The following is a 25431-nucleotide window of genomic DNA, read 5'->3' as shown; positions in this document are numbered from 1 at the left end:
AAAGATTATAGCAGAAGCTTGGCCGGCACTTGGATTATGAATGCCTGGCCTGGCGGGCGTTTTGGGTGGCGGCTTTGGTTTGGGTCTTGGGTGCCAACAGCTTGACCAAAGAACCCTTTTCCCCACACCGATCAAAATCAAGCTGTAAGGCGTTCATCAACGCCAACGGTTCGATGCCCAACACCGTTGGTAACAATTGATGCAACAACACAAACTGCCGCCGCAAAGCGATTTTCCAGGTGCTTTGGGCCGAGGCATACAAGGCATCTGATAAGCGCAAAAAGCGCTTGAATGGTGCCTCACCCATGATCAATGGCAGGGTGTGTTTGAACCGCCCTTGGTTGCCCAACATGTCCCAATATCGGGCAAAACGCCCGACCCGCTGCAGCTCGGCAAAGGTGATGTCTTTGGTTTGTAACACAGTGTAAGGCGGTGCCGGGCTGTATTTCATTTGATACGCCTCGGTGTGGCGGTTGATCGGCGCACCACGCAAGCGTTTGAGGATCCCCAGTTGTATTTCTTGAGGGCCCAAGTCATACAACTGATCAAAGCTGTGGGCAAAACCAGCCAGGGTGTCTCCGGGCAGTCCAAAGATCAAGTCGGCATGGATGTGTGCTTGGGTGTGTTGGCGCAACCAACGGAGGTTGGCTTGGGTTTGTGCGTTGTCTTGCCGGCGGCTGATCAGGGCTTGCACTTCAGGGTCAAAGGTTTGCACCCCCACTTCAAACTGCAACGAGTTGGCTGGAAACTTCACCAACAATGCTTTCAGGGCACCTGGTAAGCGGTCAGGAATCACTTCAAAATGCACCATCAGCTGACCCTCGGCCGCTGCCAAGCGGTCCAAAAAGAACTGCAAAATGGCGGTTGAATGGGCCATTTTTAAATTGAATGTGCGGTCGATGAATTTAAAGTGCCGGGCACCCAACTGAAACAAACGGTCCATTTCAGCCAAAAACCGGTCCAGCGTGAAGGTCTTGGAGGTGCGGTCCAGTGCCGACAAACAAAACTCACATTTGAACGGACAACCCCGCGATGCTTCGACATAGATGATGCGGTTGCGGATGTCTTCGGCGTCATACAAATGGTATGGCATGACCAATTCTTCCAAAGCCTGCGGGACCCCGGCTATGATCGCTGTGGCGGGCGGTTGTTGATTCAACAGCTGCTCACACAAGGCTTTGAAACTGCTTTCTCCAGGTCCTTTGATCACATAATCGGCCAAGCTGACCACCTCGGGCTGGTCCGGCACATGGCTCACTTCAGGCCCGCCCAACACCACAGTGACATCAGCAGCCACGGTTTTCAACAGCCTGACGACTTCGGTGATTTCCACCACGTTCCAGATATACACACTGAAACCGATGATTTTCGGTGACCTGGCCAGCAGTTTTTCCACCACATCGATGGGCCGATCATGGATGGTGAACTCGGCGATGCCGGCTTGTGCTTGCCACTCACCCAGGTTGGCCAACAAATAACGCAGGCTGAATGAGGCGTGGATGTAGCGACTGTTCAAGGTGGTCAACACGATGTCCTGTTGCGGCACCGCGGTCGGAGTCGAAGGCCTGCTCACAGGTGCTGCTCCAAAAACGGCTGCATGGCCTGGACCACCCCGGCAGGATGCTCCAAAGGCAACAGGTGACCATAATCTGGGAATGCGGCAAATTGGTGATGGGGGTTGATCGGCCATTGGCGCCAAAATGCCGCTGATATGGTGTCAGAATGGCCCCCTCGCATGCCCAACACCGGCAGCGTTGAGGTTTTCAGTTGACGCCTAAAATACGTGGCGGTGGCATACACCCGCGCTTCCCATTCACGGGGATAGGTCAATTCATAGGCGCCATTGACCGGGTGCACCCCGGCGTTGATGTAGTGCCACAGGTTGGCATCATCAAGTCGTTGAAACGCCCTGGCTTTGCGATGAAAATCAAACGCGGCTTGCCTCGATTCAAACCGGTTGGGCCGGCGCAGCGCCTTCTGGATGATGCTGACCCGTCGTTTCACCAAGCCGGGAAAGACCCGGGTCAAAAAACAAGCCAACCATGGCAGCGCCACCGGCTCAATCATGACCAAAGCTTTGATCAAGTCGGGTCGTTTTTGGGCCGCCATAAAAGCCGTCACCGAACCCAAAGAGTGGCCGACCGCCACCACATTGCGCAACCTTTGTTGATCGAAAAATCGGATCACGTCATCGGCCAGTTGCTGCCAATGGTGAAGATCTTTGGGCTCGGGTGTGGGTTGCCACAAGGGCCGTTGGTGGTAAGCAACCACCGGGCGGTAAGCCAACAGGGCATCGATGATCGATTGGTAACTCCCTGGCGGGTAGCCATTGGCATGGGCAAAATAGATCGGTGTGTCTGAACTGGGTTCACCCCAAGTTGTGAATGGCAGTGGGTTCATGGATGTCAAGTCAGCGGCTGACCTAGGCACCTTCGGGGTATTTCTTGGCCATGAAGGCCAACTCTTCGGTGATCAGTTGTTCCAACACGCGCAACTTGATGTCGCTGAGTTTGTTGACATACAAACAGGATTTGCCGGTTTTGTGCTTGCCCAGTTGGTCCAACAATTCTTGGTGTTGCTCAAAGCCTGCAATGATGTACAACGAAATGTTGGCTTTGCGGGGTGAGAAGCCGATGCGCATGAAGTCCCCCTCACGGCCCGAATCATAGCGGTAATGGTATTGCCCAAAGCCAACGATGCTGGGACCCCACATTTGGGCTTGGTAACCCGACAAGCGTTCCATCATCTCCAACAAGGTGAACGCGTCCTGGCGCTTTTGTTCCGGTGTCACCCCGGTGAGGAATTTGACCACACTGGCATCGGTGGGCTGGGTTTTGTTGGTAGACATGGGTACTCCTGCTGCAATGACTCCGTGATTATCGCACAATCCACCTGACGGGAACCACACCAGCCGTTTACCTGCTTGGTTGAACACGAATGAAAGTGATTCTTATTGCTTTTTAAGTTGTTGAAATTAAACGTTTTTTTGACACAGCGTGTGAGACCATATACAATCTTAATATTCAACCAAAATCGATAACCATGAACCAAACAAGTACGCACCCCACCCTCAACGGCGTCCTGACCAGCAAGTTGACCTCCATCAACCAGTTTTTTCTGCATGCACGTATGGCCAAAGATTGGGGCTTGTATGAACTGGATGAGGTGTTTTACAAAAAGTCCATCAAAGACATGAAACAAGCCGATGACTTGATGGAACGCATCTTCCTGTTAGGCGGTTTGCCCAACCTCCAACAATTGGGGCGCTTACATATTGGCGAAAACACCGCCGAAGTGCTCGCTTGTAACCACCGCTTTTTGAGCCAACAACACGCCGTCATCAAACAAGCCATTGAGGCATGTGAACAGGCCCAGGACTACGTCAGTCGCGACTTGTTGAGCCAAATCCTCAGCCACGAAGAAGACATCATCGACTGGCACGAGACCCAAGAATCGCTGATCAACGACGTCGGCATTCAAAACTACAACCAATCACAAATGGGAGCAGACGCATGAAAGGCAACCCGGAAATCATCAACAAATTGAATGAATTGTTGGTTTATGAACTGACCGCCATGGATCAATATTTTGTCCACTCCCGCATGTATGAAGACATGGGCCTGACCAAACTGTATGAACGCATTGATCATGAGTTTGATGACGAAAAAGGCCATGCCGCCGTGCTCATTGAGCGCATCCTGTTCCTCGAGGGCAAACCCGATTTATCCAAGCGCGATGGCCTCAACATCGGGGCCACCGTGCCGGAGATGCTGCAAAGCGATCTGGACATCGAATATGCGGTGCAAAAGGCGTTGAAAGACGTCATGGCCCTGTGTGAGCGGGAACAAGACTACGTCACCCGCGATCAACTGCTGGTGCTGTTGGACGACACCGAGACCGACCACGCCTACTGGCTGGAGAAACAATTGCGCTTGATCAAACTGACTGGCCTGGAAAATTACTTACAATCACAAATGTGATGCCAAAAGCCCTGACACCATGGAGTGTTGGCTGTCGGGCTTGAGTGACAACCTTTAGGCTGTTTCTACCGTGAAAATGAGGCCATGATGTTGCCGTCGATTGGTTACAATGGAGCCTTTGTCACCTGTCGACCCCATGGAACTTGCCACCATCATGACCACCGATCAAGTCCGCTTGCAAGCCGAAGTGTATGGCGAAGCGGGCCAAAGAACGCTGGTGATCAACCCGGCGATCGGGGTGAAGCGGCGTTTGTACCGGCCCTTGGCTGAATATTTCACCACCCAAGGCATCACCACCGTGTTGTACAACTACCGGGGCATGGAAGATGGGCTGGCTGAGCTGCCCGCAGGCGTGGACTTGAGCACCTTGGCCTGGGGCCGATTGGATCAGTCGGCGGTGTTGGCTTGGACCCAACAACAACTTCAACCAGCAAAACTGGTGCTGTTGGGGCACAGCATCGGCGGGCAGTTGCCGGGTTTTGCAACCAACATCCAAGCACTGGATGGTTTGATCCATGTGGCGGCGCAAAAGGGTGACAAGCGGTTGTGGCCCACGGGTGGTTATCTGAAATTGTTTTTGTTGTGGCATGTGTTGATCCCATTGTTGGCGCGGGGCCACACCTTCAACGCCAAAGTCCTGGGCTTGGGTGGCTACCCTTGGCCAGCGGCCGCGGCGCTACAATGGGCGGCTTGGGGCCGCCAACGGGAATACTTATTCAACCCGGCTTTTGGCTATGATTTGCGACCCTGGCACCAGTTTGATCGACCCCTGTTAAGCTGGGGTTTCAGTGATGATCACATGGCCCCAGAACCGGCCATCGATGGCTTGCTGCAAGAATTCAAAACCGCCCATGACCATGGGCACATTGCAAAACACTTCATTGAGCCGCACAGTATGGGTCTCAAGCACATCGGACATTTTGGCTTTTTCAAGCCGGAGGCAAAGGCGTTATGGCAAACCACCGCGACATGGATACTACAACTTTGAAGACATCGGCAGACCCCGACCAAGCCACCCCCAAAGCCTCCTTGAACCACCTGCGTTTGATCAAGCCGTTGGTCACCCCCTACAAAAAACACATCCTGTTGGCGCTGTTGTTGCTGTTTCTCGGTGCCGCCGCCAATTTGGCCATCCCCGTGGCGTTCAAACAGATGATTGACCTCGGCTTTGCCGCCGAAAACCAAGACACCTTATCCTATTATTTTGTGTGGGTGTTTGTGGTGTCGTCTTTGATGATTTTGTTCACCTCGTTGCGTTACTTTTGGGTCTCCTGGATTGGTCAAAAAGTGGTCACCGATTTGCGCAAACAGGTTTATGGCCAAGTCATGACCCAATCGCAGGAATTCTTTGAGAAAACCAAAACCGGCGAAATCCTCTCTCGCATCAACACCGACACCACCTTGGTCGAAACCGTGGTGGGCAGCACCTTTTCCATTGCCTTGCGCAGTGCCGTGACCTTCATCGGTGCCTTGATCATGATGGTGGTCTCCAGTCCCAAACTGGCGATGTACATGGGATTTTTGATTCCCCTGGTGGTGGTCCCCATCGTCCTGACCGGTCGCCGCATACAACAGTTGTCCAAGGCCGAACAAGACCGCATTGCCGACTCCTCAGCACTGGCCACCGAAACCATCAATGCCATGCACACGGTGCAGGCGTTTGCCCAGGAACAACGCGAAAACAACAAATTCATCACCGCCATCAACAACGCTTTCAAAGCCGCGGTGGCCTCCATTCGCATGACCACCATCATGTCGCTGTTGGTTGGCTTCGTGGTGTTTGGCGGCATCGTGTTTGTGTTGTGGCTGGGCGCGCGGGATGTGATCAGTGGGGTCATGACCGCCGGCACCTTGAGCCAGTTTGTGATGTATGCCATCATGGCCGCCACCGCCGTCGGCGCCTTGTCCACGGTGTGGAGCGAACTGAAAAAAGCGGCCGGTGCCTTGGAGCGCATCATCGAATTGATGAACACCGAATCGACCATTCAGGAAAGCAGCCAACCCCGGCCATTACCGCCTCAGGTATTGGGTAACTTGAGCCTGTCTGGGGTTAACTTTGCCTACCCTTCTCGACCTGATTTGAACGTGTTGTCCGACGTGTCTTTTGAAGTCATTCCCGGCCAAACGGTGGCTTTGGTCGGTCCTTCGGGTTCCGGCAAGTCCACCTTGTTTCAACTGCTGATGCGCTTTTATGAGCCGCAATCTGGCAGCATCAAACTGGACGGTCAAGCGATTGACCAACTCAGCTTAAATGACTTGCGGTCCCAGTTTTCGCTGGTGGCCCAAGACGTGACCATATTCTCCACCACCGCCAAAGAAAACATTGCCTACGGCCGACCTGAAGCCAGCCTGGATGCGATTCAAGCCGCCGCCCGTTTGGCCCATGCCGAGGAATTCATTGAAAACCTGGACCAAGGCTATGACACTTATTTGGGTGAACGGGGGGTGCGCTTGTCTGGCGGTCAAGCCCAACGCCTGTCGATTGCCCGGGCGCTGTTGACCGATCCGCCGGTGTTGTTGTTGGATGAGGCCACCAGTGCGCTGGATGCCAGCAGTGAAAAGCTGGTGCAAGAAGCCTTGCAATCGATCATGCAAAATCGCACCACCTTGGTCATCGCCCACCGCTTGGCGACCATCCGCAAAGCCGATCAAATCATCGTCATGGACCAGGGTCGAATTGTGGCCCAGGGCAAACACGAGCAATTGATCCGGCACAATGCCCTGTATGCCGAATTGGCCAAGCTGCAGTTCACCGACAACGAAGCTTGATCAACTGGGTGCATCCTTTTTGGGTCACCATGCAGCCACTCACCTGATTTCTTTGCTCGAAGAAGCGGGCTGTTTCAGGGTACAATCATTCCTACGTTTTGTTTAGTAGATTGGAGATGAATACATGAATGCTTGCAAATGGTTGCTGATACTTGGGTGTTTGTTTGGCTTGGCTGGCTGTCACAGCGTGTTCAAACACCCGCCCTCCCATCCCGTGGTCGGCGCCTGGGAAGTGCAGTCCATCACCTGGTCTGATGGCACCCAGTCCCAGTCCATCAACCCCGCTCAGCCTGGCATGTTCATCTTTAACCCCAACCACTATGCCTTGATGTGGAGCCCCAAACAAACCGCCCGCATCCCATTTGAGCACTTGGCCCAACCCACAGACGAAGAGGTGTTGCGCGGCTTCAAATCCATTGTTTTCAATGCCGGCGCCTATCAGATCAGTGGGGACGAATTGGTGGCCACTGCGCGGGTGGCCAAGGTCCCTGGCTTTGCCGGTGGGCGCTTGTTTTACCGATTTGAATTTCAGGGCCGTCAGCTGTTGTTGACCTTGTATGATGAGATTTATCCCGATGGCAGTCGCCCAGCCTGGGCTGGAAAATGGACCACCACCTTCACCCTGGCACCGGCCACCTAAAACCGGCTGTCAATCTTCTGGTGGCGCTTGTTCTTGTTGCAGAATTTGGCGTTGCAAGCGCTTCAGTTTGCGCTGACGTTGGTGATTACCCTCATACCAAGGGTACAGGCCATAGACCACGGGCGCGGCACCAAAACTGATGATCATTGCCACCATCATGGGGTTTCACCTGCCACCAACTCATGGCTGTGGGTGATGTTGACGCTGGCTTGCAGCATGTGTGACACCGAACAGTATTTGTCGGCCGACAATTGAATGGCCCGCGCCACTTGTTTGGCCGACAGGTCGGTACCGGTGACCACGAAATGCAAATTGATGTCGGTGTACACCCGCGGGATTGCTTGCCGCCTTTGGGCCGTGGCTTGCACCTGGATGTCACTGAAGTTTTGCTTGGCCTTGCTCAGGATTAATTTCACATCAATGCCGGCACAGGCGCTCAAACCCATCAACACCACATCCATCGGTGATGGCGCCTTGGCTTCACCATCCTGGGAAGTGGGCGAATCCATCACGATGCTTTGGTTCTGCTGGTTGGTGCTGACAAAGGTGTAGTCTTTGACCCATTGGGTGGTAACGCTGTTTTGACTCATGGTTCACTCGGTAGTTGGCTTGGGTGGGTATAACCACATCATGCCTTGGCGAAAGGCCGCCGGTACTGAGCTCATGTGGTTGTGTCCAGGCACTGTAATCACCTGTTGTCGCCAATGGTGGGGGTGTTGTTGCCAATAGTCAAGCCATTGTTGTCTGGCTTGTTGATATCGGGGGTCATCGCCGTCGGCTTGCACCACCACCAATTTGGGTTGAGACTGGGTGGCTGGTGGGGATTGCATGAATGATGCGGTGTTGTTGTGGATGGCGGGGTTGCTGGCAATGATGCCGGCAAAGGTGTCCGGCTTAAACATGGCACAATACAAAGCAAACTGGCCACCCAAAGAATGCCCAAACAACAACCGCTGGTTGGGGTCAGCCGGGTATGTTCGTTCCACCCAGGGCATCAATTCTTCGGTCAAAAACCGATGGAACAAGGCCGCCCCGCCGTAGTGGTCTCGCCCCTCCGCGGGCAAGGTGTAGTCGGTCGACCGGCGGTTGCCTTGGCGCCAATCATCGGTGCCATATGAAATCCCCACCAAGATCATCTCCGGCGTGTCACCGGGCCAATTCAGGTATTTGTGGTAACTGGCCAGCATCGGAAAGGTGTTGCCACCATCCAACAAATAGATCACCGGCCAGCGGCTTTTTGTCCCTGTCGTGGCGCTTTTGGGCAGCTGCACAAAAATATGGTAGTCATGATCTATGATCTGGCTGTGAATGGTTTCATATTGGGACCCAACCAGCGCCGTCATGCGTTGCACGTTGGCTTGGGCTTGGCTGCAAAAAAACAACAGGGCTAACAAGATTTTCATGGGGCCTCCAGGGTTTGTTGACTTGCTGTCTTACAACATCCGATTGCATGAAGCAAGTCGGTTTCGATCACTGGCCTGCCCGCTGCGGTGAGCCGAGTCTTGGGTCACGACCCTGGACACCACCCCATCAATCCCGACTGGCCAGCACCATTTGGTTTTTGCCCGCCGCCTTGGCTTGATACAAAGCGTCATCAGCCAAACTCATCAAGCCTTCCAAAGTATCCGCTGAACTGCTGGCTCCAACATAACCACCACTGATGGTGACCCCCACAGTTTGTTCGGACATGGCGATCTGTAGACCAGCCACATGCGTCCTGGCTGCATCCAACAATTGGCTGAATACATCAAACGAGCTGTTGGGCCCCATCAAGACAAATTCTTCACCACCGATGCGGCCCAACAGCGGCCCGCCTTCGGCGTGTTGTCGCAACACCTGAACCACCGCCTTAATCACCTGATCACCCATCACGTGACCGTACTGGTCATTGATTTGTTTGAAATTGTCGATGTCGATGATGGCCAAGTAAAAGGCTTGTTTTTGCTCCTGACTGCGTTTCAATGCCTGGTGTCCGAGCGCCATGATGTGGCGCCGGTTGGCGATTTTGGTCAAGGGGTCGGTGCGCGATAAATCCAGGTATTTGTGGCGAGAGCGGTAAACCAGCCAAAACGCCAACAACAAGCCCAACAAGCCGATGCTGATGAGGGTCAGAATCAGTTGGTTGATTTTGTTTTCTTTGATTTGTTTGTCCAACTCCAATTGGTTGATTTGGCTTTGTTTGGTTTGTTTTTCCAGCTCCAGCTGTTGGATGGTCAATTGATCGGCCAGCGCTTGTTGTTGAAACGGGATGATTTTTTGATCAAAAGTGACCGATTCCAAGGCCACGGCATTTTTCACAAACTCATGTTTGGACTGAGCCGCTTGGTCCAGTAACGACCACAAATGGCTCAGGGCTTGGCCATATTCACCGGCTTGGTGGGCCTCGACCACCTGCAGCTTGGTCAGCAATTCTTGCAAGGAGGCTTGGTCCCCAATTTCCTGTTTGGCCTCGGCCACGTATTCAGCGGCGGTGTTGAATTCACCCAAGCGAAAATAAGCCACCACCCGCAACCCTTTGAGCACTTTCACAAAATAGGTTTCAGGCGTGGTATCGGCCAGCTCCTGGGCCATTTCGATCGATTCGATGGCTGGCAAGAATTGGTTTTGGGCATAAGTCACCTGCGCTTGGTTGTAAAAAGCAAAAAAGGTGAAATCCCTGAAATCCGGGTGTTCTTCAGCCATTTGGAACAGCTGATTGACGTGACCATCGGCCTGTTCCCAAGCCCCTGTCTTGATGCTTTCAGCAACCATGTTGTGCAGCATGTTGAACATGTCTTGCACGTCTTCTTTGAGGCCCTGCAAGGCCCAAGCCTGGTAGGCTTTGGCATAATATTCGTAGGCCTTGTCATGGATGTTTTTGGAGCGATACAGATTGGCCGTGGCGTTGTGGATCATGCCGGTCATGGATCCGGCCAATTGGTTTTCCTGGGCGATGCGGGCCGCTTCATCCAACACCTGTAAGCCGATTTTGAAACCCTCCACCCCCTCCTGGTAACAAAAGGCCAGGCGCACCAGAGCACGGGCCAAGGCTTTGGCCTCGCCCAACTTTCTGGCCACGGCAACCGCGGCCTTGCGGTCCGGGCAGTAAACCTTGGGGTCGTTGGTCAGTAAGTAGTCCATGTAGGAGCGGTCAAACAAACTGCTGACCCAATGCTCATTGGGCGTGCCATCCTTTTCATAGATCTCGATGGCTTGGGTGAAGGCTTGTTTAGCGGCCTCTATCTGATCATTGATTTCCAACACCAAGCCTTTTTGGTGGTGGAAGCGGCCCTGGTCAATGACCCCCCAATTGGCCACTTCAGGCTCGGTTTCTTGCACCAGCAGCAGTTTGGCTTTTTCGGTTTGGGTGGCGTTCAGCGCCTCCTGAAAAACCTTGAAATCAGCGAGTGCCGACGCTGAGAACAGGCCCAGACACAGACACAGCCAAAACCTGTTTTTAAGCTTAATCATTGGTTTGCACATGACCCGAGACTGAAGACCAATCAGTATAGTGGAACAGCCATTGAGTCAGCAACTGCAGCGTGGCTTTTGTCTGTGTTGGATGGCCGCATTCATGGTTTTTTCAGGTAATCACTTTGGTTTTCAATGTAGTCGTTCAGGTTGTCAATGAACATCTCTTTGAATCGCAAGGTGAAGTAGTCAATGATTTCGGCTTTGTCGGCTTGCACGTCTTTGGCATGGGCGGTGGCCTCAAAAGCCGCATAGCGCGCCGCCGCAAAAGCAAAGGATTCGCAGGTATCGGCAATTGAGCCTGGGAAGTCATTGGCCTGATTGATGAGGCCGTCGGCCAAGTCAAAAAAAGCCTGGGTGTCGGGATTTTCTGGCACATAAGTGATGTCCATGGCAGCCGGGTTCAACAACATTTGCTGGTCTTTGAGGTCATCAAAACAGGACCGACACACCGTTTTGAACCCCGCCTGTTGGGACAACAGTTCATTCCACTGGTTACCGGCTTTGATTAATTTATTGTCACAAGCTTGACACCAGGCCTCATAGGCATGTGTGTCGCGGTCTTCATCCAAATCAATGAAGGATTGATAAAACCCCACCGCCTCATCATCCCCGGCGGCCAGCAGGTGCTGACACACATGGGCCATGGGTGAGCGCCCATGTTGATCACAGTCAACTGTTTGACCGTCTTGGCTCATCGCAAGATCGGTGACCAGTTGGGTTCACGCACATGGCCATTGGACAGCACCAAATCGTTGGAGGTCTGGCCATCGGTGGAAACCGCCTTCAACAAGCCCTGACCGGCGGAGTTTTTGGTGGCGAACAACACCATCGCACCATTGGGGGCGAAACTCGGGGTTTCATCCAAGGAACCATGGCTGATCATTTGCATGGTATTTGACGGCCGGTGGTACAACGCAATCTGATAGCGGTTGTTGTTGCCGTGCACCATGGCGATGTATTTGCCATCCGGTGACAGACTGGGCCGGGCGTTGTAATCGCCTTCAAAGGTGATGCGTTTGGCTTGTTTGTTGATCAGATCGGTTTGATAGATTTGTGGTTTGCCGCCCCGGTCCGAAGTGAAAAACAGGGTTTGTCCATCCGGTGACCACTCCGGTTCGGTGTCAATCGCCCAGTGGTTGGTGATTTGCGTCAATTGTTTATCAAACACATTCAGCACATAAATTTCCGGGTTGCCGGATTTGGACAAGGTGATGGCCAGGCGTTGGCCATTGGGGGAAAACTTGGGCGCGCCGTTGATGCCTTCAAAATTACTCATCAAGGTTCTCGATCCGGTGCTCAGGTCTTGGATGTAAATCGCCGAATTGCCCTGTTCAAAAGACACATAAGCCAGTTTTTTGCCATCGGGTGACCAAGACGGTGACAACAAGGGTTCATTGGACGTGACCAGAGACTGGGGGCCATAACCATCGGAGTCGGCCACGATCAGTTGGTACTTGATGCCATTGCCTGAGTCGGTGGCAGTGACATAAGCCAGCTTGGTGGAAAACACCCCGGGCACGCCCAAAATTTCTTCATAAATGCGGTCGGCGATGTAATGCGCACCAGCGCGGGCTTGCGATCTGTTCAGCGGCAGGGTCAAAGCCAACAGCTGTTTCTGATCGGCCACCGATGCCAAGCGAAAGCGCACTTCCATGCGGCCAGCATCCAGGTACGTGATGTCGCCATACGAGATGTATTCAGAGCCCAACAAGCGCCAGGTGCCAAAGTTGAGGTCGGCATCAGAACCCGGTTGATCGACGATCAGGCTGTTGTCCAGCGGTTTGAATTGTCCGGATCGGGCCAGGTCATTGCGGATCACCTCGGCCATGTTGGTGGCCAGCGGGTCGCCGGGATTGACAAAATCCACCACCGCAATCGGCAGCGCCGAAACATTCTCACCTTGAATGGTGATGTTCAACTGCGCCCAGCTGGTTTGGCTGCAGATCAAAATCAGTAAAAACAGGCTGCGTTTCATGCATCAGTCTCCTTGGTATTGAAAAATAAAATTAATGCGGCGCTCAAACACCGACTCAAACCCGGCATAGGGCAAGGGGTCAGCCTTTTTCACCGCATTGATGATGGTGTTGCGCACCACCGCACTGGCATTACAGGGGCTGCCGATGGACACATCGATCACCCCACCGCCGGGGATTTGGTTGACCTTGATTTGACACTGCAAACCCGCGGGTGTGCCACTGGGCCGAGCCCATTGTCGGGTCACCGCCGACTGGATGGCACCAATGTATTGGGTCAGTAGGGTGCGCCGTTGGTCCTCGGCCCCGTTTTCCACCCCCACCGGTGCTTGGGTTTCAGGGGCATCATCGGGTGGGTTTTCGCTGGGTTTGACTTCGGGTTGTTGGGCGGCTTGTTGCTCGGCTTCTTGACGTTTTCGACGCAACTCTTCCAGGCGCTTTTGGCGCTCGGTTTTTTCTTGACGCTTGACCGGATCCACCTGCGGTTTTACCACCGGCTGTTCCACCGGCTTGGATGGTTCTGGCTTGGGTTGTTCAATCTTTGGTTCAGGCTTGGGAGGCTCTGGCTTGGGCGGTTCGGGTTTCGGCTTGGGTGGTTCTGGCTTGGTTTGCTGGGGTTTGGGTTGGTTGTTCATGAATTGTTCCAAGTCCATGATTTCGGCTTGAATCGCCACCCCTTTGGGCGGTGTGATGCTGGTTTGGTGGGTGGAGAACAACAACAAAAACACCAATCCCAGGTGCAGGCCCACCGAATAAATCAGGCCTTGGCGTTGTTCAGCAGCAATACTCATGGGCTTATTGTTTGGGCTTCACCGGATCACTGATCAAGCCCACTTTTTTGGCCCCGGCCTGTTGCACGATGGCCATGGCTTGATACACCTGACCATAACTGACCGATTCATCGGCGCCAATCATGATCGGTAACTCGTCATTGACTTTGACAAAAGCCGTGAGTTTTTGGGTCAAGGTTTCCGCATCAATCAGCTCATATTCACCGCCGATACTCAAGTACAGATCACCGTTGGCGGTGACATTGACCACCGCCGGCTCGGTCTCGATGGTGATGGTGTTGGCAGTCGATTCAGGCAAGTTCACATCCACCCCCAGGTTCATCAAGGGGGTGGTGATCATGAAAATGATCAACAACACCAAGGTCACATCGATGTATGGGACCACGTTGATTTCGGCTTTGACTTTTCTGGGTCGACGCATGGAATCACCCCACCTGGCGATGCAAAATGGCGGAAAACTCTTCTTTGAATGCGTCGTACTGGGCGTAGATGCGTTCCACTTTGTCGCTGTATTTGTTGTAAAAAATCACCGCTGGAATGGCCGCGAACAAACCCATCGCGGTGGCAATCAAGGCCTCGGAAATACCCGGCGCCACCAAGGCAATGGTGGCTTGGGTGACGTCGGATAAGGCATGGAACGACAACATGATACCGATCACCGTGCCAAACAGGCCAATGTATGGGCTGGTTGAACCGATGGTGGCCAGGGTCGGCAAATGGCTTTCCATGTCTTCGATCTCGCGGTTCAAGGCCACCCGCATGGCCCGATCTGAGCCTTCAATCGATTGGATGGAGATGTTGCCCACGGTTTTTTTGCGTTGGAATTCTTTGAAACCGGCTTCGAAAATTTTCGCCAAACCTTGGTTTTTCTTGCCAGAGATGTTGTCATACAGCTTATTCAGATCTACCCCGGACCAGAAGTATTCTTCGAACTTTTTGGCTTTGCCCTGGGCGCTGGACAGCACCCGACCTTTGGCGAAAATGATCAACCACGACCAAACCGAAGCCAGGATCAAAATGATCATCACCACTTTCACCGGCATGGAGGCGCTCATGATGATCTCGTAATAAAATTGTCCGCTGTCGTTCAAAACAATAACTCCTCTAAATATTGGGTGGGAAAGCGCATCGGCTTGAATTTGCTGGCATTCAAACTGACGATTTGCACACGGGCTTTGGCCATCAGGGTGTCACCCACGTACATGGCCTGTTGCACCACCATGGCGATTTTGCTGTGGGACTCCACTGCGGTGGTCACCGTCAACAAATCGTCCAGCCGGGCGGGCAACACATAGTCGATTTCCATTTTGCGGATGGCCAAAATCACATTGGCCTGTTCACGCATCACACTTTGTTCTAAACCTTTGGAACGCAACCATTCTGTCCGCGTGCGTTCGAAAAAGTTCAAATAATTGGCGTGGTAGACCACCCCGCCGGCGTCGGTGTCTTCATAATAGACTCTGAATTGATGGGTGTATTGACTCATGATTTCATTCAAACAGGTCTTGATTGTGTCTGTTTTTTGGTGGGTTCAAGCCCATGATTTGCCAGGTTTTGGGCGTCGCGATGCGGCCCCGGGCGGTGCGGGCCAACAGGCCTTGTTGGATCAAATACGGTTCGATCACATCTTCCACCGTGCCGCGTTCTTCCGATAAGGCCGCGGCCAAGGAGTTGACCCCCACCGGGCCGCCTTCGAACTGGGTGGTGATGATCGACAACAACTTGCGGTCCATTTCATCCAAGCCTTTTTGGTCCACCTGCAACATGTTCATGGCACTGGCGGCAATCGCCTCGGTGATCACCCCATCGCCCTTGACTTCGGCATAGTCCCGCACCCGCCTGAGCAAACGGTTGGCAATCCGTGGCGTGCCGCGAGAACGGCGGGCCACCTCCAAACAACCGGCCTGATCGGCTTGGATGTTGAGGATGCTGGCCGAACGGGCGACGATCTGGGTCAAATCTTCGGTGTCATAGAACTTCAAACGCTGCACGATGCCAAAACGGTCGCGCAATGGCGAGGTCAACAAGCCGGCGCGGGTGGTGGCACCGACCAAGGTAAACGGTGGCAAATCCAGTTTGATAGACCGGGCGGCCGGGCCCTCTCCGATCATGATGTCGATTTGAAAGTCTTCCATGGCTGGGTACAAAATTTCTTCGACCACCGGCGATAATCGGTGAATTTCGTCGATAAAGAGCACATCGTGCGGTTGTAGGTTGGTCAACAAAGCGGCCAAATCACCGGCTTTTTCCAGCACCGGTCCGGACGTTTGGCGCATTTGCACCCCCATTTCATGGGCAATCACATGGGCCATGGTGGTCTTGCCCAAACCCGGTGGGCCAAAGATCAACACATGATCCAGTGACTCTTGGCGCTGGCGCGCCGCGGCAATGAACAGGGCCATTTGTTCTTTGACTTCTTTTTGCCCCAAGTAATCTTGCAACGATTGCGGCCGGATGCTCGCTTCAATGATCTTTTCTTGTGAGCTTTCGGCCATGCCACCCATCAGCCGATCATCAAAATTCATCTCATGGTCCATCAACCAGCTCCTTTCATTTGCAGACATTCGCGGATGATTTGTTCAGCACTCATGTCATCTTTGGCCACCTGCTTGACCATTTGCGCGGCCTCAATCGGTTTGAAGCCCAAGGCTTGTAAGGCCGATTCGGCTTCGGCTTGTATGCCAAAACGGCTGGCCTGAGGTTGGTTCGGATCACCCGGGTCCATACTGGTCACATCGACTTTGTCTTTCATTTCGATGATCAAACGTTGGGCGGTTTTTTTGCCGATACCCGGTACTTTGACGATGGCGTTGACGTTTTGTTCTTGAATCACTTGGGCGAACTCGGCCGAGCTCATGGTGGAGAGGATGGCCAAGGCCGATTTGGCGCCGATGCCGTTGACTTTCAACAGGGTGCGGAACAGGTCGCGCTGTGGAAAACTGCGAAAACCGTATAAGATCGAGGCGTCTTCTCGCACCAAATGATGAATCACCAAAGTGATTGGCTGGTTCAACTCCGGCAGCTCAAAAAACACGCTGGTGGGGGCTTCCACTTCATAGCCAACGCCGCCCACATCCACGATCAGGTGCGATGGTGGGTCGGCATGTACCAGTTGTCCTTGTAAACGTCCTATCATGTTCGGTTCAGAATTTTCTCCAGTTGCTGGTGTTGTTGGCCACCAGCCGTTGTTGGGCCCAGCGGTTGTTGGCATGGCAAATCGCCACTGCCAAGCCGTCAGCCGCATCATTTTGCACCTTCTCGGGTAAGTTAAGCAACAGCTGCACCATGTATTGCACTTGTTTTTTGTCCGCCCCGCCTTTACCGACCACCGCTTGTTTGATGGCTTTGGGCGCGTATTCATGCACCACCACGTCATTGGCCACCGTGGCACAAATGGCCGCGCCGCGGGCCTGTCCGAGTTTCAAAGCGGCATTGGCGTTTTTTGCCATGAACACATTTTCAATGGCCATTTCGTGCGGGCGGAATTGTTGCACCAACTCATTGACCGCCACAAAGATGGTTTTCAAACGGTCGGGAAAATCGCCGTCACCACAAGCGATGGTTTGGTGATGTACGTGTTGGATCTTTTGGTCTTGGGTGTCAATGATACCAACGCCGGTAAACCGGGAGCCAGGATCGATGCCAATGATGCGCAGCATGGTTCAATGTTAACAAAGGTAGGCTTTATTTTATGTTATTGAATTCCTTGATTGTTGATTTATTGAGATTGTTTGTTGCGGCATTCTTTAATGATCTGCCGCATTTCACGAACTTTTTGTTCATACAATTGACCATATTCATCATAAACCACTTTTCCCATTCCATCTAACCCAGAGCCTTTGACCACAATACTTTCATTCGAATCAGAAATCAAAATTCTGCCAAACTCATTATGATTGACTGGTTTTATGGGCAGGTTAATGGTTTCTATCAATTTTTCCACCAACAGTTCGCAGTTTTGTCCTTTTAATTTAGTGGTTTTGATTCTTTCTCTGAGTTTCAGAAGATTTACCTTTTTGTCACTGCCAAACTCATACTGTAAATAGTTTCCACCATCTTCACTGACATATTCTTTGATGAAAATTTCTGTATTTGCAGTATTTCCATTAGCTGCATCTTCCCAATATACGACCATGGTGATACCGATCTCAGCATCTGCGCCGTGATAAAAGTTTAAATTCGTTTTGAACAGTACTTGCACATAAGATTTCACATTTTCTGGAACCGGGATGAGGCTTTCTTCTGTAAATTGTTCATACAGTTCATGGTGATGATTGGCCAACAACAAAGAGGGGATGAACAATGTGGCAAAAACTACTGTAGTGATGAGTTTCTTCATGCTGAATTCTTTTGTTTGGTGTCTCCATACTATTTTTTATGGGTTAAAGTTGCTACAATTTTTTTTTGTCATTAATTTCCCACATGAAAATCGCCTCCTGGAACGTCAATTCCCTCAATGTCCGCTTGGACCATGTTTTGCAGTGGCTGGAATCAGCCAGTCCCGATGTGCTGGCCTTGCAAGAAACCAAATTGACCGATGAGGCCTTTCCGGTGGATGCCATTCAGCAGGCCGGTTATCAGGTGGTGTACTCCGGTCAAAAAACCTACAACGGCGTGGCCATCATCGCCAAGCAACAGCCTGAAGATGTGATCACCGACATCCCCGATTTGGACGATCCGCAACGCCGCATCTTGGCCGCCACGGTCGACGATGTGCGCATCATTGATCTGTATGTGGTCAATGGCTCGGCCCCAGGCACCGAAAAATTCACTTACAAACTCAATTGGTTGGACAAAGTCACCCGCTTCATCGAACAGCAAATGGCCGAATACGATGACGTGGTGGTGCTCGGTGATTTCAACATCGCGCCGGATGACCGCGACGTGCATGACCCGAAAAAATGGCACGAAAAAATCTTGTGCACCACCGAAGAACGCCAAGCCCTCAACCGCATCCTGGATTTGGGCTTACAAGACTCTTTCCGCTTGATGCACGATGACGGCGGATATTTCAGCTGGTGGGATTACCGCATGAACGGCTTTGCCCGCAATCTGGGCCTGCGCATCGATTTGGTGTTGTGTTCAGATGAGATGTCCGAAGCGGTCAACGCCGCTTACATCGATGTCGAACCCCGAAAATGGGAGCGACCTTCCGATCACACGCCGGTGGTCACCGAATTTGACTGGTGAGCCATGAACAGTTCAGCACCCTTTAACAAGCATCCTTTGCTGTTGCGTTGCTTGCATTGGATCAATGCGCTGTTGATCATCGCGCTGTTTGTTTCAGGCTGGATCATGGTCGACTTGGATTATTACAGCCCCTGGTACAACCGACTGCCGGAGTGGCACATCACCGGTGGGGTGCTGCTGTTGCTGTTGTGGACACTGATGATTCTGCGCACCTTGTTTCCCAAACAAGCCTTGCCCGATTTGCAACACCACCGCCTGGAGTACTGGCTGAGCCTCATCACCCAAATCCTGTTTTATCTGTTGGTGTTGATCATTACAGTCTGCGGTTACCTGTTCACCACCGCCGATGGTCAAAGCAAAGCCCTATTGGGTGGTTTGAATATCCCGGCCATTTCACATTTTTCTGCCGAACAAATCGATACCATGGGCTGGTTACACGAAAACCTGTCTTATGTGTTGATGGGCTTGGTGCTGTTGCATGTCTTGGGCGCGCTGAAGCACCACTTCATCGACCGAGACGCCACTTTAAAACGCATGTTATAGGAACACACCATGAAAAAACTTTTGCTCATTGCTTTGTTGGGACTCAGTGGCGCTGCCGCTGCCGATCGTTATGTGGTTGACACCAAAGGCGCACATGCCTTTGTGCAATTCAAAATCTCTCACCTCGGATTCAGTTGGTTGTACGGCCGCTTCGATTCCTTCAGTGGTGAATTCAATTTTGATGAGAATGACCCCAGTGCCGCCCGCATCCAAATGACGGTTGATACCAACAGCGTCAACTCCAACCACACCGCCCGTGACAAACACCTGCGCAGCGATGACTTCCTCAATGTGGCCGCCCACCCCACCGCCACTTTCGTCAGCAAGTCATTCTCGCCAGCCAGCGATGGTCACGGCACCATGACTGGAGACTTGACCTTGAATGGTGTGACCCAGGAAATTGAGTTGGATGTTAAATTCATTGGCGCGGGTAAAGATCCTTGGGGTGGCGAACGCCGCGGCTATGAAGCCACCACCGAATTGTCCTTATCAGATTTTAAATTGAAGAAAAGTGTCGATGGCGCTTACGAACAATTGTGGCTGACGGTGTCGGTGGAGGGCATCAAACAGTAAACACCCACCACCCCAAAAACGGTCGGATGGTGTCGATCATTCGACCGTTTTTTTGCGCTGCTGTGTGCCTGGAATTCTCCCCACTTAAGCCACCCATCAAGCGCATTCAAGACAAAGCCCTTGCTTAAACCATCAAAAACGAAATAAATGCTTGATATTAAAAGGTAATTATTAGCCCACGGGGTGAGATTTACCTCTCAGAAAAATGGTTACATATTAACCATAATTCACAGCGGTTGATGGCGCTGAGCCGACATTGAAAAAAACCTCGCCATACCCATCGATCGGTGTCATTTTTCGACCGTCAATGCGTTTTAATCAAATTGGCTTTCTTGAGAAGAATCATTCAATGGTGGGTCGTATAGGATTTGAACCTATGACCAATGGATTAAAAGTCCACTGCTCTACCAGCTGAGCTAACGACCCATTTGAATAAACAGGAATGAAACAGAATGTTTCGAGGTGCGCAATGATAAAATAAATCAATGCATTAGGCAAGCCTTTTTAATGCTTATTTAAACTTTTTTCCAGCCCATTCAATCCACCCACCAGCGTGCCTATTTTGCGGGTCATGGTGGGTCCAATGCACCACCCCGCCTTGCTCATTCCATTCGTATTCCCCCCGGATAAGCAAGCGGTCTCCGGCTTGTGCCGGTACCCTGGGTGCCAGGTCGATGTTGTGGGCAATCAACACCGTTTGTTGACCCTTTTTCACGATCATTTTTTGGTGTCTGGAACCGTGGTTGTCATCGGCCAACAAGCGCACCACCGCCGCATCAAACTCCACCCAAACCCCACTTTTTTGTTGTTGGTACAACTGTTGTAAGGTGGGATCACCGGCCGCTTCTTGACTCGACCACACAAGCCACAACACCATCGCCAGCAACAAAAAAGCGCCTGGCAAGAGGCGCTTTGGTAAGCCGTTTTTTGCTCGTGGGCTAGGCGCTCCAGGCATTGTAACCACCGGTCAAGTTGAACACCTTGGTGTAACCTTTTTTACGGAAAAATTCGGCCGCTGACATGGAAGATTGCCCCACCTGACAGACAAACACCAACGGGGTGTCTTTGTCCATACCTTCAATGTCATTGATCGCCTGTTTGTCCAACCGGACGGCATGGGCCACCGTGCCTTCAGCCACTTGATCGGCTGATCTGACGTCATAAATTCGGGGGTTGTCCACTTCGGTGTCCAGCCAATCTTGCAATTCCGCCACCGACAAATCTTGCACCGGTGGGGGTTCATTGGGGTTTTTGATGCGCAATCCAGAACCTTGCAACTCATCGACCCAAGAGATTTCCACCCCTTGCGCCCGCTTGGCGGTACCGATGTCCATGTACACCTTCAAATCACCCACATCGGCAATGATTTCATAGCCTTTGGGCAGTTCCAAACTGAATCGGGTGTTGAATTCATCATCCACCGATAAAAACAATTGGTGGTCGCCCATGTCTTTCAAACCTTCTTTGATGTGAGACAAAGCTTCATCGGTGATGTCAATGGTTGGTGGGGTGCGATCGGGTTGTTCCAGGTTCAACAACTCATGCAATTCACCGGTGTTGAACATTTCAGAAACGATGTCATTGCCACCGATCAATTCTTTGTTGACATACAGTTGGGGGATGGTGGGCCATTGGCCATAGGCCTTGATGCCTTCCCTGATGTCCGGATCTTCCAACACATTGAATGTGGCAAAGCCATCTCCCAACAAGTCTTTGAGGATCTTCACGGTGTTGCTGGAAAACCCACACATGGGGGTTTGTGGGGTGCCTTTCATGAACAAAAAGACTGGGTTTTGATCCAGCATTTGTTCGATTCTGTGGGTGGTTTGGTCAGTCATTTTTATACATCCAGGTTGCTGGCATTCAATGCATTTTCTTCGATAAATTGGCGTCTGGGTTCCACCACATCGCCCATCAAAGTGGCGAACACGGTGTCGGCCGAGACCGCATCTTCGATGGTGACTTGCAACAAGCGGCGGGTCTCTGGGTTCATGGTGGTTTCCCACAATTGGTCGGGATTCATTTCACCCAAACCTTTGAATCGACTGATGGTCAAGCCTTTCTTGGCCACCGCCAACAGGTGTTCAAGCACTTCACTTAAGCTTTTGATCTGTATGGTTTTTTCACCTTTTTGCAAGAAACAATCGCCGTGCATCAAATCGCGGTTTTGTTCGGCAATTTCCATCATTTGTTGGTAATCTTTGGATTTGAAGAACAAGTGACTCAATGCGGTGTGCTCGATCAAACCATTGGCATTTTTGGCAAACAACACCGCTTCCATGTCGGCTTGGTAACTGACTTCCCAAGTCACGCCCAGGCGGTTACCGGCATTCATCAAATCTTGTGCTTGTTGAATCCAAGCCTCACTGACGGCCTCTTCGGCTGGATTGATCTTGGGTAAATTGAGCAAGTGATCAATCACCTTGCGGTCATACAGCAAACTGAGTTTCTCGATCACACTTTTCACGTGCACCTGTTGTTTGATCAAGCGATACAACACATCGCCACTGATCGGTGGGATGTCATCTTGATAAGTCAATTCCACATCATCCAATGAGCGGTTTAACAGGTATTCATTCATTTCGTCATCATCTTTCAGGTAAGTTTCCTGCTTGCCTTTCTTGACCTTATACAAAGGGGGTTGACCAATGTAAATGTGACCCCGTTCAATCAATTCTGGCATCTGGCGATACAGGAAGGTCAACAACAAGGTTCGGATGTGGGAACCGTCCACGTCCGCATCGGTCATGATGATGACTTTGTGATAGCGCAATTTATCTGGATCAAAGTCATGCTGACCAATGCCACAACCCAAAGCGGTGATCAAAGTACCCACCTCGGCTGAGGACAACATCTTATCAAAACGGGCTTTTTCCACATTCAAAATTTTACCTTTCAGGGGCAAAATGGCCTGGTTTTTACGGTTGCGGCCTTGTTTGGCAGAGCCACCGGCCGAGTCACCCTCGACCAGGAATATTTCTGACAACACCGGGTCTTTTTCTTGGCAATCGGCCAATTTACCCGGTAATCCCGCGATGTCCAAGGCGTCTTTGCGGCGGGTCATCTCACGGGCTTTGCGGGCCGCTTCCCGAGCACGGGAAGCATCCATCACCTTCTCGGTCAAGATCTTGGCTTCGGTTGGGTTTTCCAACAAGAAATCAGACAGGTGTTCGCCCACCGTACTTTCGACGATGCCTTTGATTTCAGAAGAAACCAATTTGTCTTTGGTCTGCGATGAAAATTTGGGGTCTGGTGATTTCACTGAAATCACTGCAATCAATCCTTCCCGACAGTCATCACCAGTCATTGCCACCTTTTTCTTGGCCGATTGGTTGATGAAGTTATTGATGGTGCGGGTCAAAGCGCCCCGGAAACCAGCCAGGTGGGTGCCGCCGTCTTTTTGCGGGATGTTGTTGGTGAAACAGAAGACCGATTCACGGTATGAGTCGGTCCATTGCATGGCCACTTCCACCGCCGTGCCATCTTCGGTTTCATTTTGAAAATGCACCACAGTGTCATGCAAAGGGGTTTTGCGTTCGGCCAGGTAATGCACGAATGATGCAATGCCGCCTTCGTATTCAAAGATTTTTTCTTCATCGGTGCGTTCATCACGCAACTCAATACGCACCCCTGAATTCAAGAAAGACAGTTCACGCAGGCGTTTGGCCAAGATGTCAAAATGAAATTCGACATCGGAAAAGATTTCGCCCGAGGGTAAAAACCGCACTTCTGTGCCGGTGCGATCGGTGTCACCGACCACAGCGAGGTCAGCCTGGGGCACACCCATTTTGTAGGATTGTTGATGGATTTTTCCTTTGCGGTGGATTTCCAAATCCAACTCTATACTCAAGGCATTGACCACCGACACCCCCACACCGTGCAAACCACCAGACACTTTGTAGGAATTGTCATCAAATTTACCACCGGCATGCAACACCGTCATGATCACTTCGGCCGCCGATTTACCCTCTTCGTGTTGATCCGTTGGGATACCCCGACCATTGTCCACCACGGTGACGCTGCCATCGGCATTGATGGTGACTTTAATGGTGTCACAATGCCCGGCCAAGGCTTCATCGATGGAGTTGTCCACCACTTCAAACACCATGTGGTGTAAGCCGGTGCCATCATCGGTGTCGCCAATGTACATCCCAGGACGCTTCCTGACCGCATCCAATCCTTTGAGCACCTTGATATTCGACGAATCGTAATTCTCACTCATGAGCGCGTTTCAATCCAAAAAATAAAACAACACATTATACCAGTTTTTACGCCCCTGCAAACGACCATTTGGGGACTGTCTGTGTGGCTCAGGGAGCACCAACGAAACGTTTGTTATCGGCTGATTCCCTGTTGTTTCACGTGAAACAAATCAGCATTACCCAACACCGCCAGCAGATTCTTTTGATCCACCGTGCTGATGAACACCTGGTGCCCACCCTGTTGGATGAAATCGGCCAGAATTTTGGTTTTCCTTGCATCCAACTCAGCATCCATGTCATCCAAGCACAACAGCGGCGACCGTTGTAAGGCGTCTGACATCAACTCAATGAAACTGAGGTAATAGATGATCGAGATGATTTTTTTTTGTCCCCGAGACAAACGTTCATGGGCAGGGGTGGTGCCAAACTGGTTTTTCAAATCCATTTTATGGATCCCCCCTTGCAAGTGTCCATACAACAAATGGCGAGAACGGTCTCTGTCCAATAAATCTTGTAAGCACAACTCAGTCGACCAACCTTGCGCATACACCGTGTTCATGTCGCTCAACTCAGGAATGAATTGTTTGATTTTGCTGGCGATCAAGGGTTGCAAATCGTTGAACACGGCCTGTCGCATGGCATTCAATTGGTCTGCATATTGGATGTATTGGGCTTCCCATTGCGGCAACAAAGCGGTGTTCTTGTCTTTGTACAACTGGTTCAATTGTTTTTGGCAGCGGGCCACTTTGGACCAGATACCCAAGTACTCAGGTTTCACGTGAAACACCAACCAATCCAAAAAAGAGCGGCGAAACTGGGGAGGTTTGTCCAGGAACAAATAGGAATCCGGATCAATGGAAACCACCGGCAATGTGTGCGCCACGGTGGACTGGTTGTTGATGTTGTCGTGATTGAAGCGAATGGTTTTTTTTAATTGTTGGTTCAGTGACACCCCCAACTGTTGCTTGGATCCGGTGTTGTCAGCAAATTCAGCATACACGGTCAGCTGTTCACTTTGGTGATTGATCAGGTTTTTGGTGCGGTTGGAGCGAAACGATTTACCGGTGGAAATGAAATAAATCGCTTCGAGCACCGAAGTCTTGCCGGCACCGTTGTCACCATGGAACACATTGATGGCTTGCTGGAATTGGATTTCGGCCTGGGAATAACAGCGAAAGCCGGACAATTTGAGGCGTTTCAGGAACACTGAGGACCTGTTGAAGACTTATCACGGGTGACCGATGGATTGCCAGGCTCAGCTGGTTTGGCCGCCACCAAGCGCGCGCATCGCCACATGTTTGGGGGTTGGCTCGGCAT

At 51.7% G+C, this 25431-nt stretch carries 29 protein-coding genes and 1 tRNA gene; 8 read left to right on the top strand and 22 right to left on the bottom strand.

Going from position 1 to position 25431, the window contains the following annotated elements; genetic code table 11:
• Positions 1-34 precede the first annotated feature (34 nt).
• From K7G70_RS01855 to K7G70_RS01845, 3 genes are read right to left on the bottom strand one after another with little or no spacing between them, the layout of a single operon-like run.
• Complete coding sequence (locus K7G70_RS01855) at positions 35-1573, bottom strand: B12-binding domain-containing radical SAM protein (RefSeq protein ID WP_223786889.1); 1539 nt, start codon at positions 1571-1573, stop codon at positions 35-37.
• Positions 1570-2400 carry an alpha/beta fold hydrolase gene (locus K7G70_RS01850; RefSeq protein ID WP_223786888.1) on the bottom strand — a complete coding sequence of 277 codons (831 nt, stop codon included), beginning with the start codon at positions 2398-2400 and terminating at the stop codon, positions 1570-1572. Before K7G70_RS01850 ends, K7G70_RS01855 begins: the two co-directional genes overlap by 4 nt.
• Positions 2401-2422: 22 nt before the next feature.
• Positions 2423-2848 (bottom strand): DUF1801 domain-containing protein, encoded by a 426-nt coding sequence (locus K7G70_RS01845; RefSeq protein ID WP_223786887.1) that lies wholly within the window; start codon positions 2846-2848, stop codon positions 2423-2425.
• A 194-nt stretch (positions 2849-3042) separates the two neighbouring features.
• Here K7G70_RS01845 and bfr (K7G70_RS01840) point away from each other — a divergent pair, with 194 nt between their 5' ends.
• From bfr (K7G70_RS01840) to K7G70_RS01820, 5 genes are all read left to right on the top strand, one after another.
• A complete protein-coding gene (gene bfr / locus K7G70_RS01840) occupies positions 3043-3516 on the top strand; it encodes a bacterioferritin (RefSeq protein ID WP_223786886.1) in 474 nt (157 codons plus the stop codon).
• The gene (gene bfr, locus K7G70_RS01835) at positions 3513-3980 is read left to right on the top strand and encodes a bacterioferritin (RefSeq protein WP_223786885.1); all 468 of its coding nucleotides are present in this window, start codon (positions 3513-3515) and stop codon (positions 3978-3980) included. Before bfr (K7G70_RS01840) ends, bfr (K7G70_RS01835) begins: the two co-directional genes overlap by 4 nt.
• A gap of 136 nt (positions 3981-4116) precedes the next feature.
• Entirely contained in the window at positions 4117-4968 is an 852-nt protein-coding gene (locus tag K7G70_RS01830) for an alpha/beta hydrolase family protein (protein WP_223786884.1), read from the top strand.
• Entirely contained in the window at positions 4932-6749 is a 1818-nt protein-coding gene (locus tag K7G70_RS01825; RefSeq protein WP_223786883.1) for an ABC transporter transmembrane domain-containing protein, read from the top strand. The genes K7G70_RS01830 and K7G70_RS01825 overlap by 37 nt, the downstream gene beginning before the upstream one ends.
• A 124-nt stretch (positions 6750-6873) precedes the next feature.
• Positions 6874-7389, top strand: coding sequence for a lipocalin-like domain-containing protein (locus K7G70_RS01820; RefSeq protein WP_223786882.1), 516 nt, complete (start codon positions 6874-6876; stop codon positions 7387-7389).
• 9 nt (positions 7390-7398) lie between these two features.
• Here K7G70_RS01820 and K7G70_RS01815 read toward each other — a convergent pair whose 3' ends face one another.
• The 14 genes from K7G70_RS01815 to K7G70_RS01750 all read right to left on the bottom strand — a co-directional run bounded on the left by K7G70_RS01815 (position 7399) and on the right by K7G70_RS01750 (position 17945).
• Positions 7399-7548 (bottom strand): hypothetical protein, encoded by a 150-nt coding sequence (locus K7G70_RS01815; RefSeq protein WP_223786881.1) that lies wholly within the window; start codon positions 7546-7548, stop codon positions 7399-7401.
• Positions 7545-7979: an OsmC family protein gene (locus tag K7G70_RS01810; RefSeq protein ID WP_223786880.1), complete on the bottom strand. Its 435-nt coding sequence runs from the start codon at positions 7977-7979 to the stop codon at positions 7545-7547. Before K7G70_RS01810 ends, K7G70_RS01815 begins: the two co-directional genes overlap by 4 nt.
• A 3-nt stretch (positions 7980-7982) precedes the next feature.
• Positions 7983-8792, bottom strand: a complete 810-nt coding sequence (locus K7G70_RS01805) for an alpha/beta hydrolase (protein WP_223786879.1) — start codon at positions 8790-8792, stop codon at positions 7983-7985.
• A 127-nt stretch (positions 8793-8919) separates the two neighbouring features.
• The gene (locus K7G70_RS01800) at positions 8920-10839 is read right to left on the bottom strand and encodes a tetratricopeptide repeat-containing diguanylate cyclase (RefSeq protein WP_223786878.1); all 1920 of its coding nucleotides are present in this window, start codon (positions 10837-10839) and stop codon (positions 8920-8922) included.
• Positions 10840-10940: 101 nt separating this feature from the next.
• The gene (locus K7G70_RS01795; RefSeq protein ID WP_223786877.1) at positions 10941-11486 is read right to left on the bottom strand and encodes a DUF3144 domain-containing protein; all 546 of its coding nucleotides are present in this window, start codon (positions 11484-11486) and stop codon (positions 10941-10943) included.
• A 47-nt stretch (positions 11487-11533) separates the two neighbouring features.
• Positions 11534-12817 carry a Tol-Pal system beta propeller repeat protein TolB gene (gene tolB / locus K7G70_RS01790; RefSeq protein WP_223786876.1) on the bottom strand — a complete coding sequence of 428 codons (1284 nt, stop codon included), beginning with the start codon at positions 12815-12817 and terminating at the stop codon, positions 11534-11536.
• Positions 12818-12820: 3 nt separating this feature from the next.
• Complete coding sequence (locus K7G70_RS01785; RefSeq protein ID WP_223786875.1) at positions 12821-13606, bottom strand: TonB C-terminal domain-containing protein; 786 nt, start codon at positions 13604-13606, stop codon at positions 12821-12823.
• 4 nt (positions 13607-13610) lie between these two features.
• On the bottom strand, positions 13611-14027 hold the full coding sequence (locus tag K7G70_RS01780; protein WP_223786874.1) for an ExbD/TolR family protein: 417 nt from the start codon (positions 14025-14027) through the stop codon (positions 13611-13613).
• 4 nt (positions 14028-14031) lie between these two features.
• Positions 14032-14661, bottom strand: coding sequence for a protein TolQ (gene tolQ / locus K7G70_RS01775; protein ID WP_223786873.1), 630 nt, complete (start codon positions 14659-14661; stop codon positions 14032-14034).
• A 32-nt stretch (positions 14662-14693) separates the two neighbouring features.
• Complete coding sequence (gene ybgC, locus K7G70_RS01770) at positions 14694-15092, bottom strand: tol-pal system-associated acyl-CoA thioesterase (RefSeq protein ID WP_223786872.1); 399 nt, start codon at positions 15090-15092, stop codon at positions 14694-14696.
• A 4-nt stretch (positions 15093-15096) separates the two neighbouring features.
• On the bottom strand, positions 15097-16131 hold the full coding sequence (gene ruvB, locus K7G70_RS01765; RefSeq protein WP_431310016.1) for a Holliday junction branch migration DNA helicase RuvB: 1035 nt from the start codon (positions 16129-16131) through the stop codon (positions 15097-15099).
• 11 nt (positions 16132-16142) lie between these two features.
• Positions 16143-16742 (bottom strand): Holliday junction branch migration protein RuvA, encoded by a 600-nt coding sequence (ruvA, locus tag K7G70_RS01760; RefSeq protein ID WP_223786870.1) that lies wholly within the window; start codon positions 16740-16742, stop codon positions 16143-16145.
• A gap of 7 nt (positions 16743-16749) precedes the next feature.
• Positions 16750-17265, bottom strand: a complete 516-nt coding sequence (gene ruvC / locus K7G70_RS01755; RefSeq protein ID WP_223786869.1) for a crossover junction endodeoxyribonuclease RuvC — start codon at positions 17263-17265, stop codon at positions 16750-16752.
• A 59-nt stretch (positions 17266-17324) separates the two neighbouring features.
• Positions 17325-17945: a hypothetical protein gene (locus K7G70_RS01750; RefSeq protein WP_223786868.1), complete on the bottom strand. Its 621-nt coding sequence runs from the start codon at positions 17943-17945 to the stop codon at positions 17325-17327.
• Between the two features lie 83 nt (positions 17946-18028).
• Here K7G70_RS01750 and xth point away from each other — a divergent pair, with 83 nt between their 5' ends.
• The 3 genes from xth to K7G70_RS01735 are packed head-to-tail and all read left to right on the top strand — an operon-like array spanning position 18029 to position 19912.
• A complete protein-coding gene (gene xth / locus K7G70_RS01745; RefSeq protein ID WP_223786867.1) occupies positions 18029-18796 on the top strand; it encodes an exodeoxyribonuclease III in 768 nt (255 codons plus the stop codon).
• A gap of 3 nt (positions 18797-18799) precedes the next feature.
• Positions 18800-19339, top strand: a complete 540-nt coding sequence (locus tag K7G70_RS01740; RefSeq protein WP_223786866.1) for a cytochrome b — start codon at positions 18800-18802, stop codon at positions 19337-19339.
• 9 nt (positions 19340-19348) lie between these two features.
• Positions 19349-19912, top strand: coding sequence for a YceI family protein (locus K7G70_RS01735; RefSeq protein WP_223786865.1), 564 nt, complete (start codon positions 19349-19351; stop codon positions 19910-19912).
• A gap of 350 nt (positions 19913-20262) precedes the next feature.
• Here K7G70_RS01735 and K7G70_RS01730 read toward each other — a convergent pair.
• From K7G70_RS01730 to recF, 5 genes are all read right to left on the bottom strand, one after another.
• Positions 20263-20338 (bottom strand) — tRNA-Lys (locus K7G70_RS01730).
• 85 nt (positions 20339-20423) lie between these two features.
• Positions 20424-20801, bottom strand: a complete 378-nt coding sequence (locus K7G70_RS01725; RefSeq protein ID WP_223786864.1) for a DUF3465 domain-containing protein — start codon at positions 20799-20801, stop codon at positions 20424-20426.
• 49 nt (positions 20802-20850) lie between these two features.
• Positions 20851-21750 (bottom strand): Grx4 family monothiol glutaredoxin, encoded by a 900-nt coding sequence (grxD, locus tag K7G70_RS18035; RefSeq protein ID WP_348525065.1) that lies wholly within the window; start codon positions 21748-21750, stop codon positions 20851-20853.
• A gap of 2 nt (positions 21751-21752) precedes the next feature.
• Entirely contained in the window at positions 21753-24134 is a 2382-nt protein-coding gene (gene gyrB / locus K7G70_RS01710) for a DNA topoisomerase (ATP-hydrolyzing) subunit B (RefSeq protein ID WP_223786863.1), read from the bottom strand.
• 113 nt (positions 24135-24247) lie between these two features.
• Entirely contained in the window at positions 24248-25321 is a 1074-nt protein-coding gene (recF, locus tag K7G70_RS01705; protein WP_223786862.1) for a DNA replication/repair protein RecF, read from the bottom strand.
• Positions 25322-25431: the final 110 nt, after the last annotated feature.

It is taken from the genome of Marinicella meishanensis (assembly GCF_019931145.1).
GTDB lineage: Bacteria > Pseudomonadota > Gammaproteobacteria > Xanthomonadales > Marinicellaceae > Marinicella > Marinicella meishanensis.
Note: the sequence above shows the minus strand (reverse complement) of the source record. Positions and strands in the feature narration are given on the sequence as shown.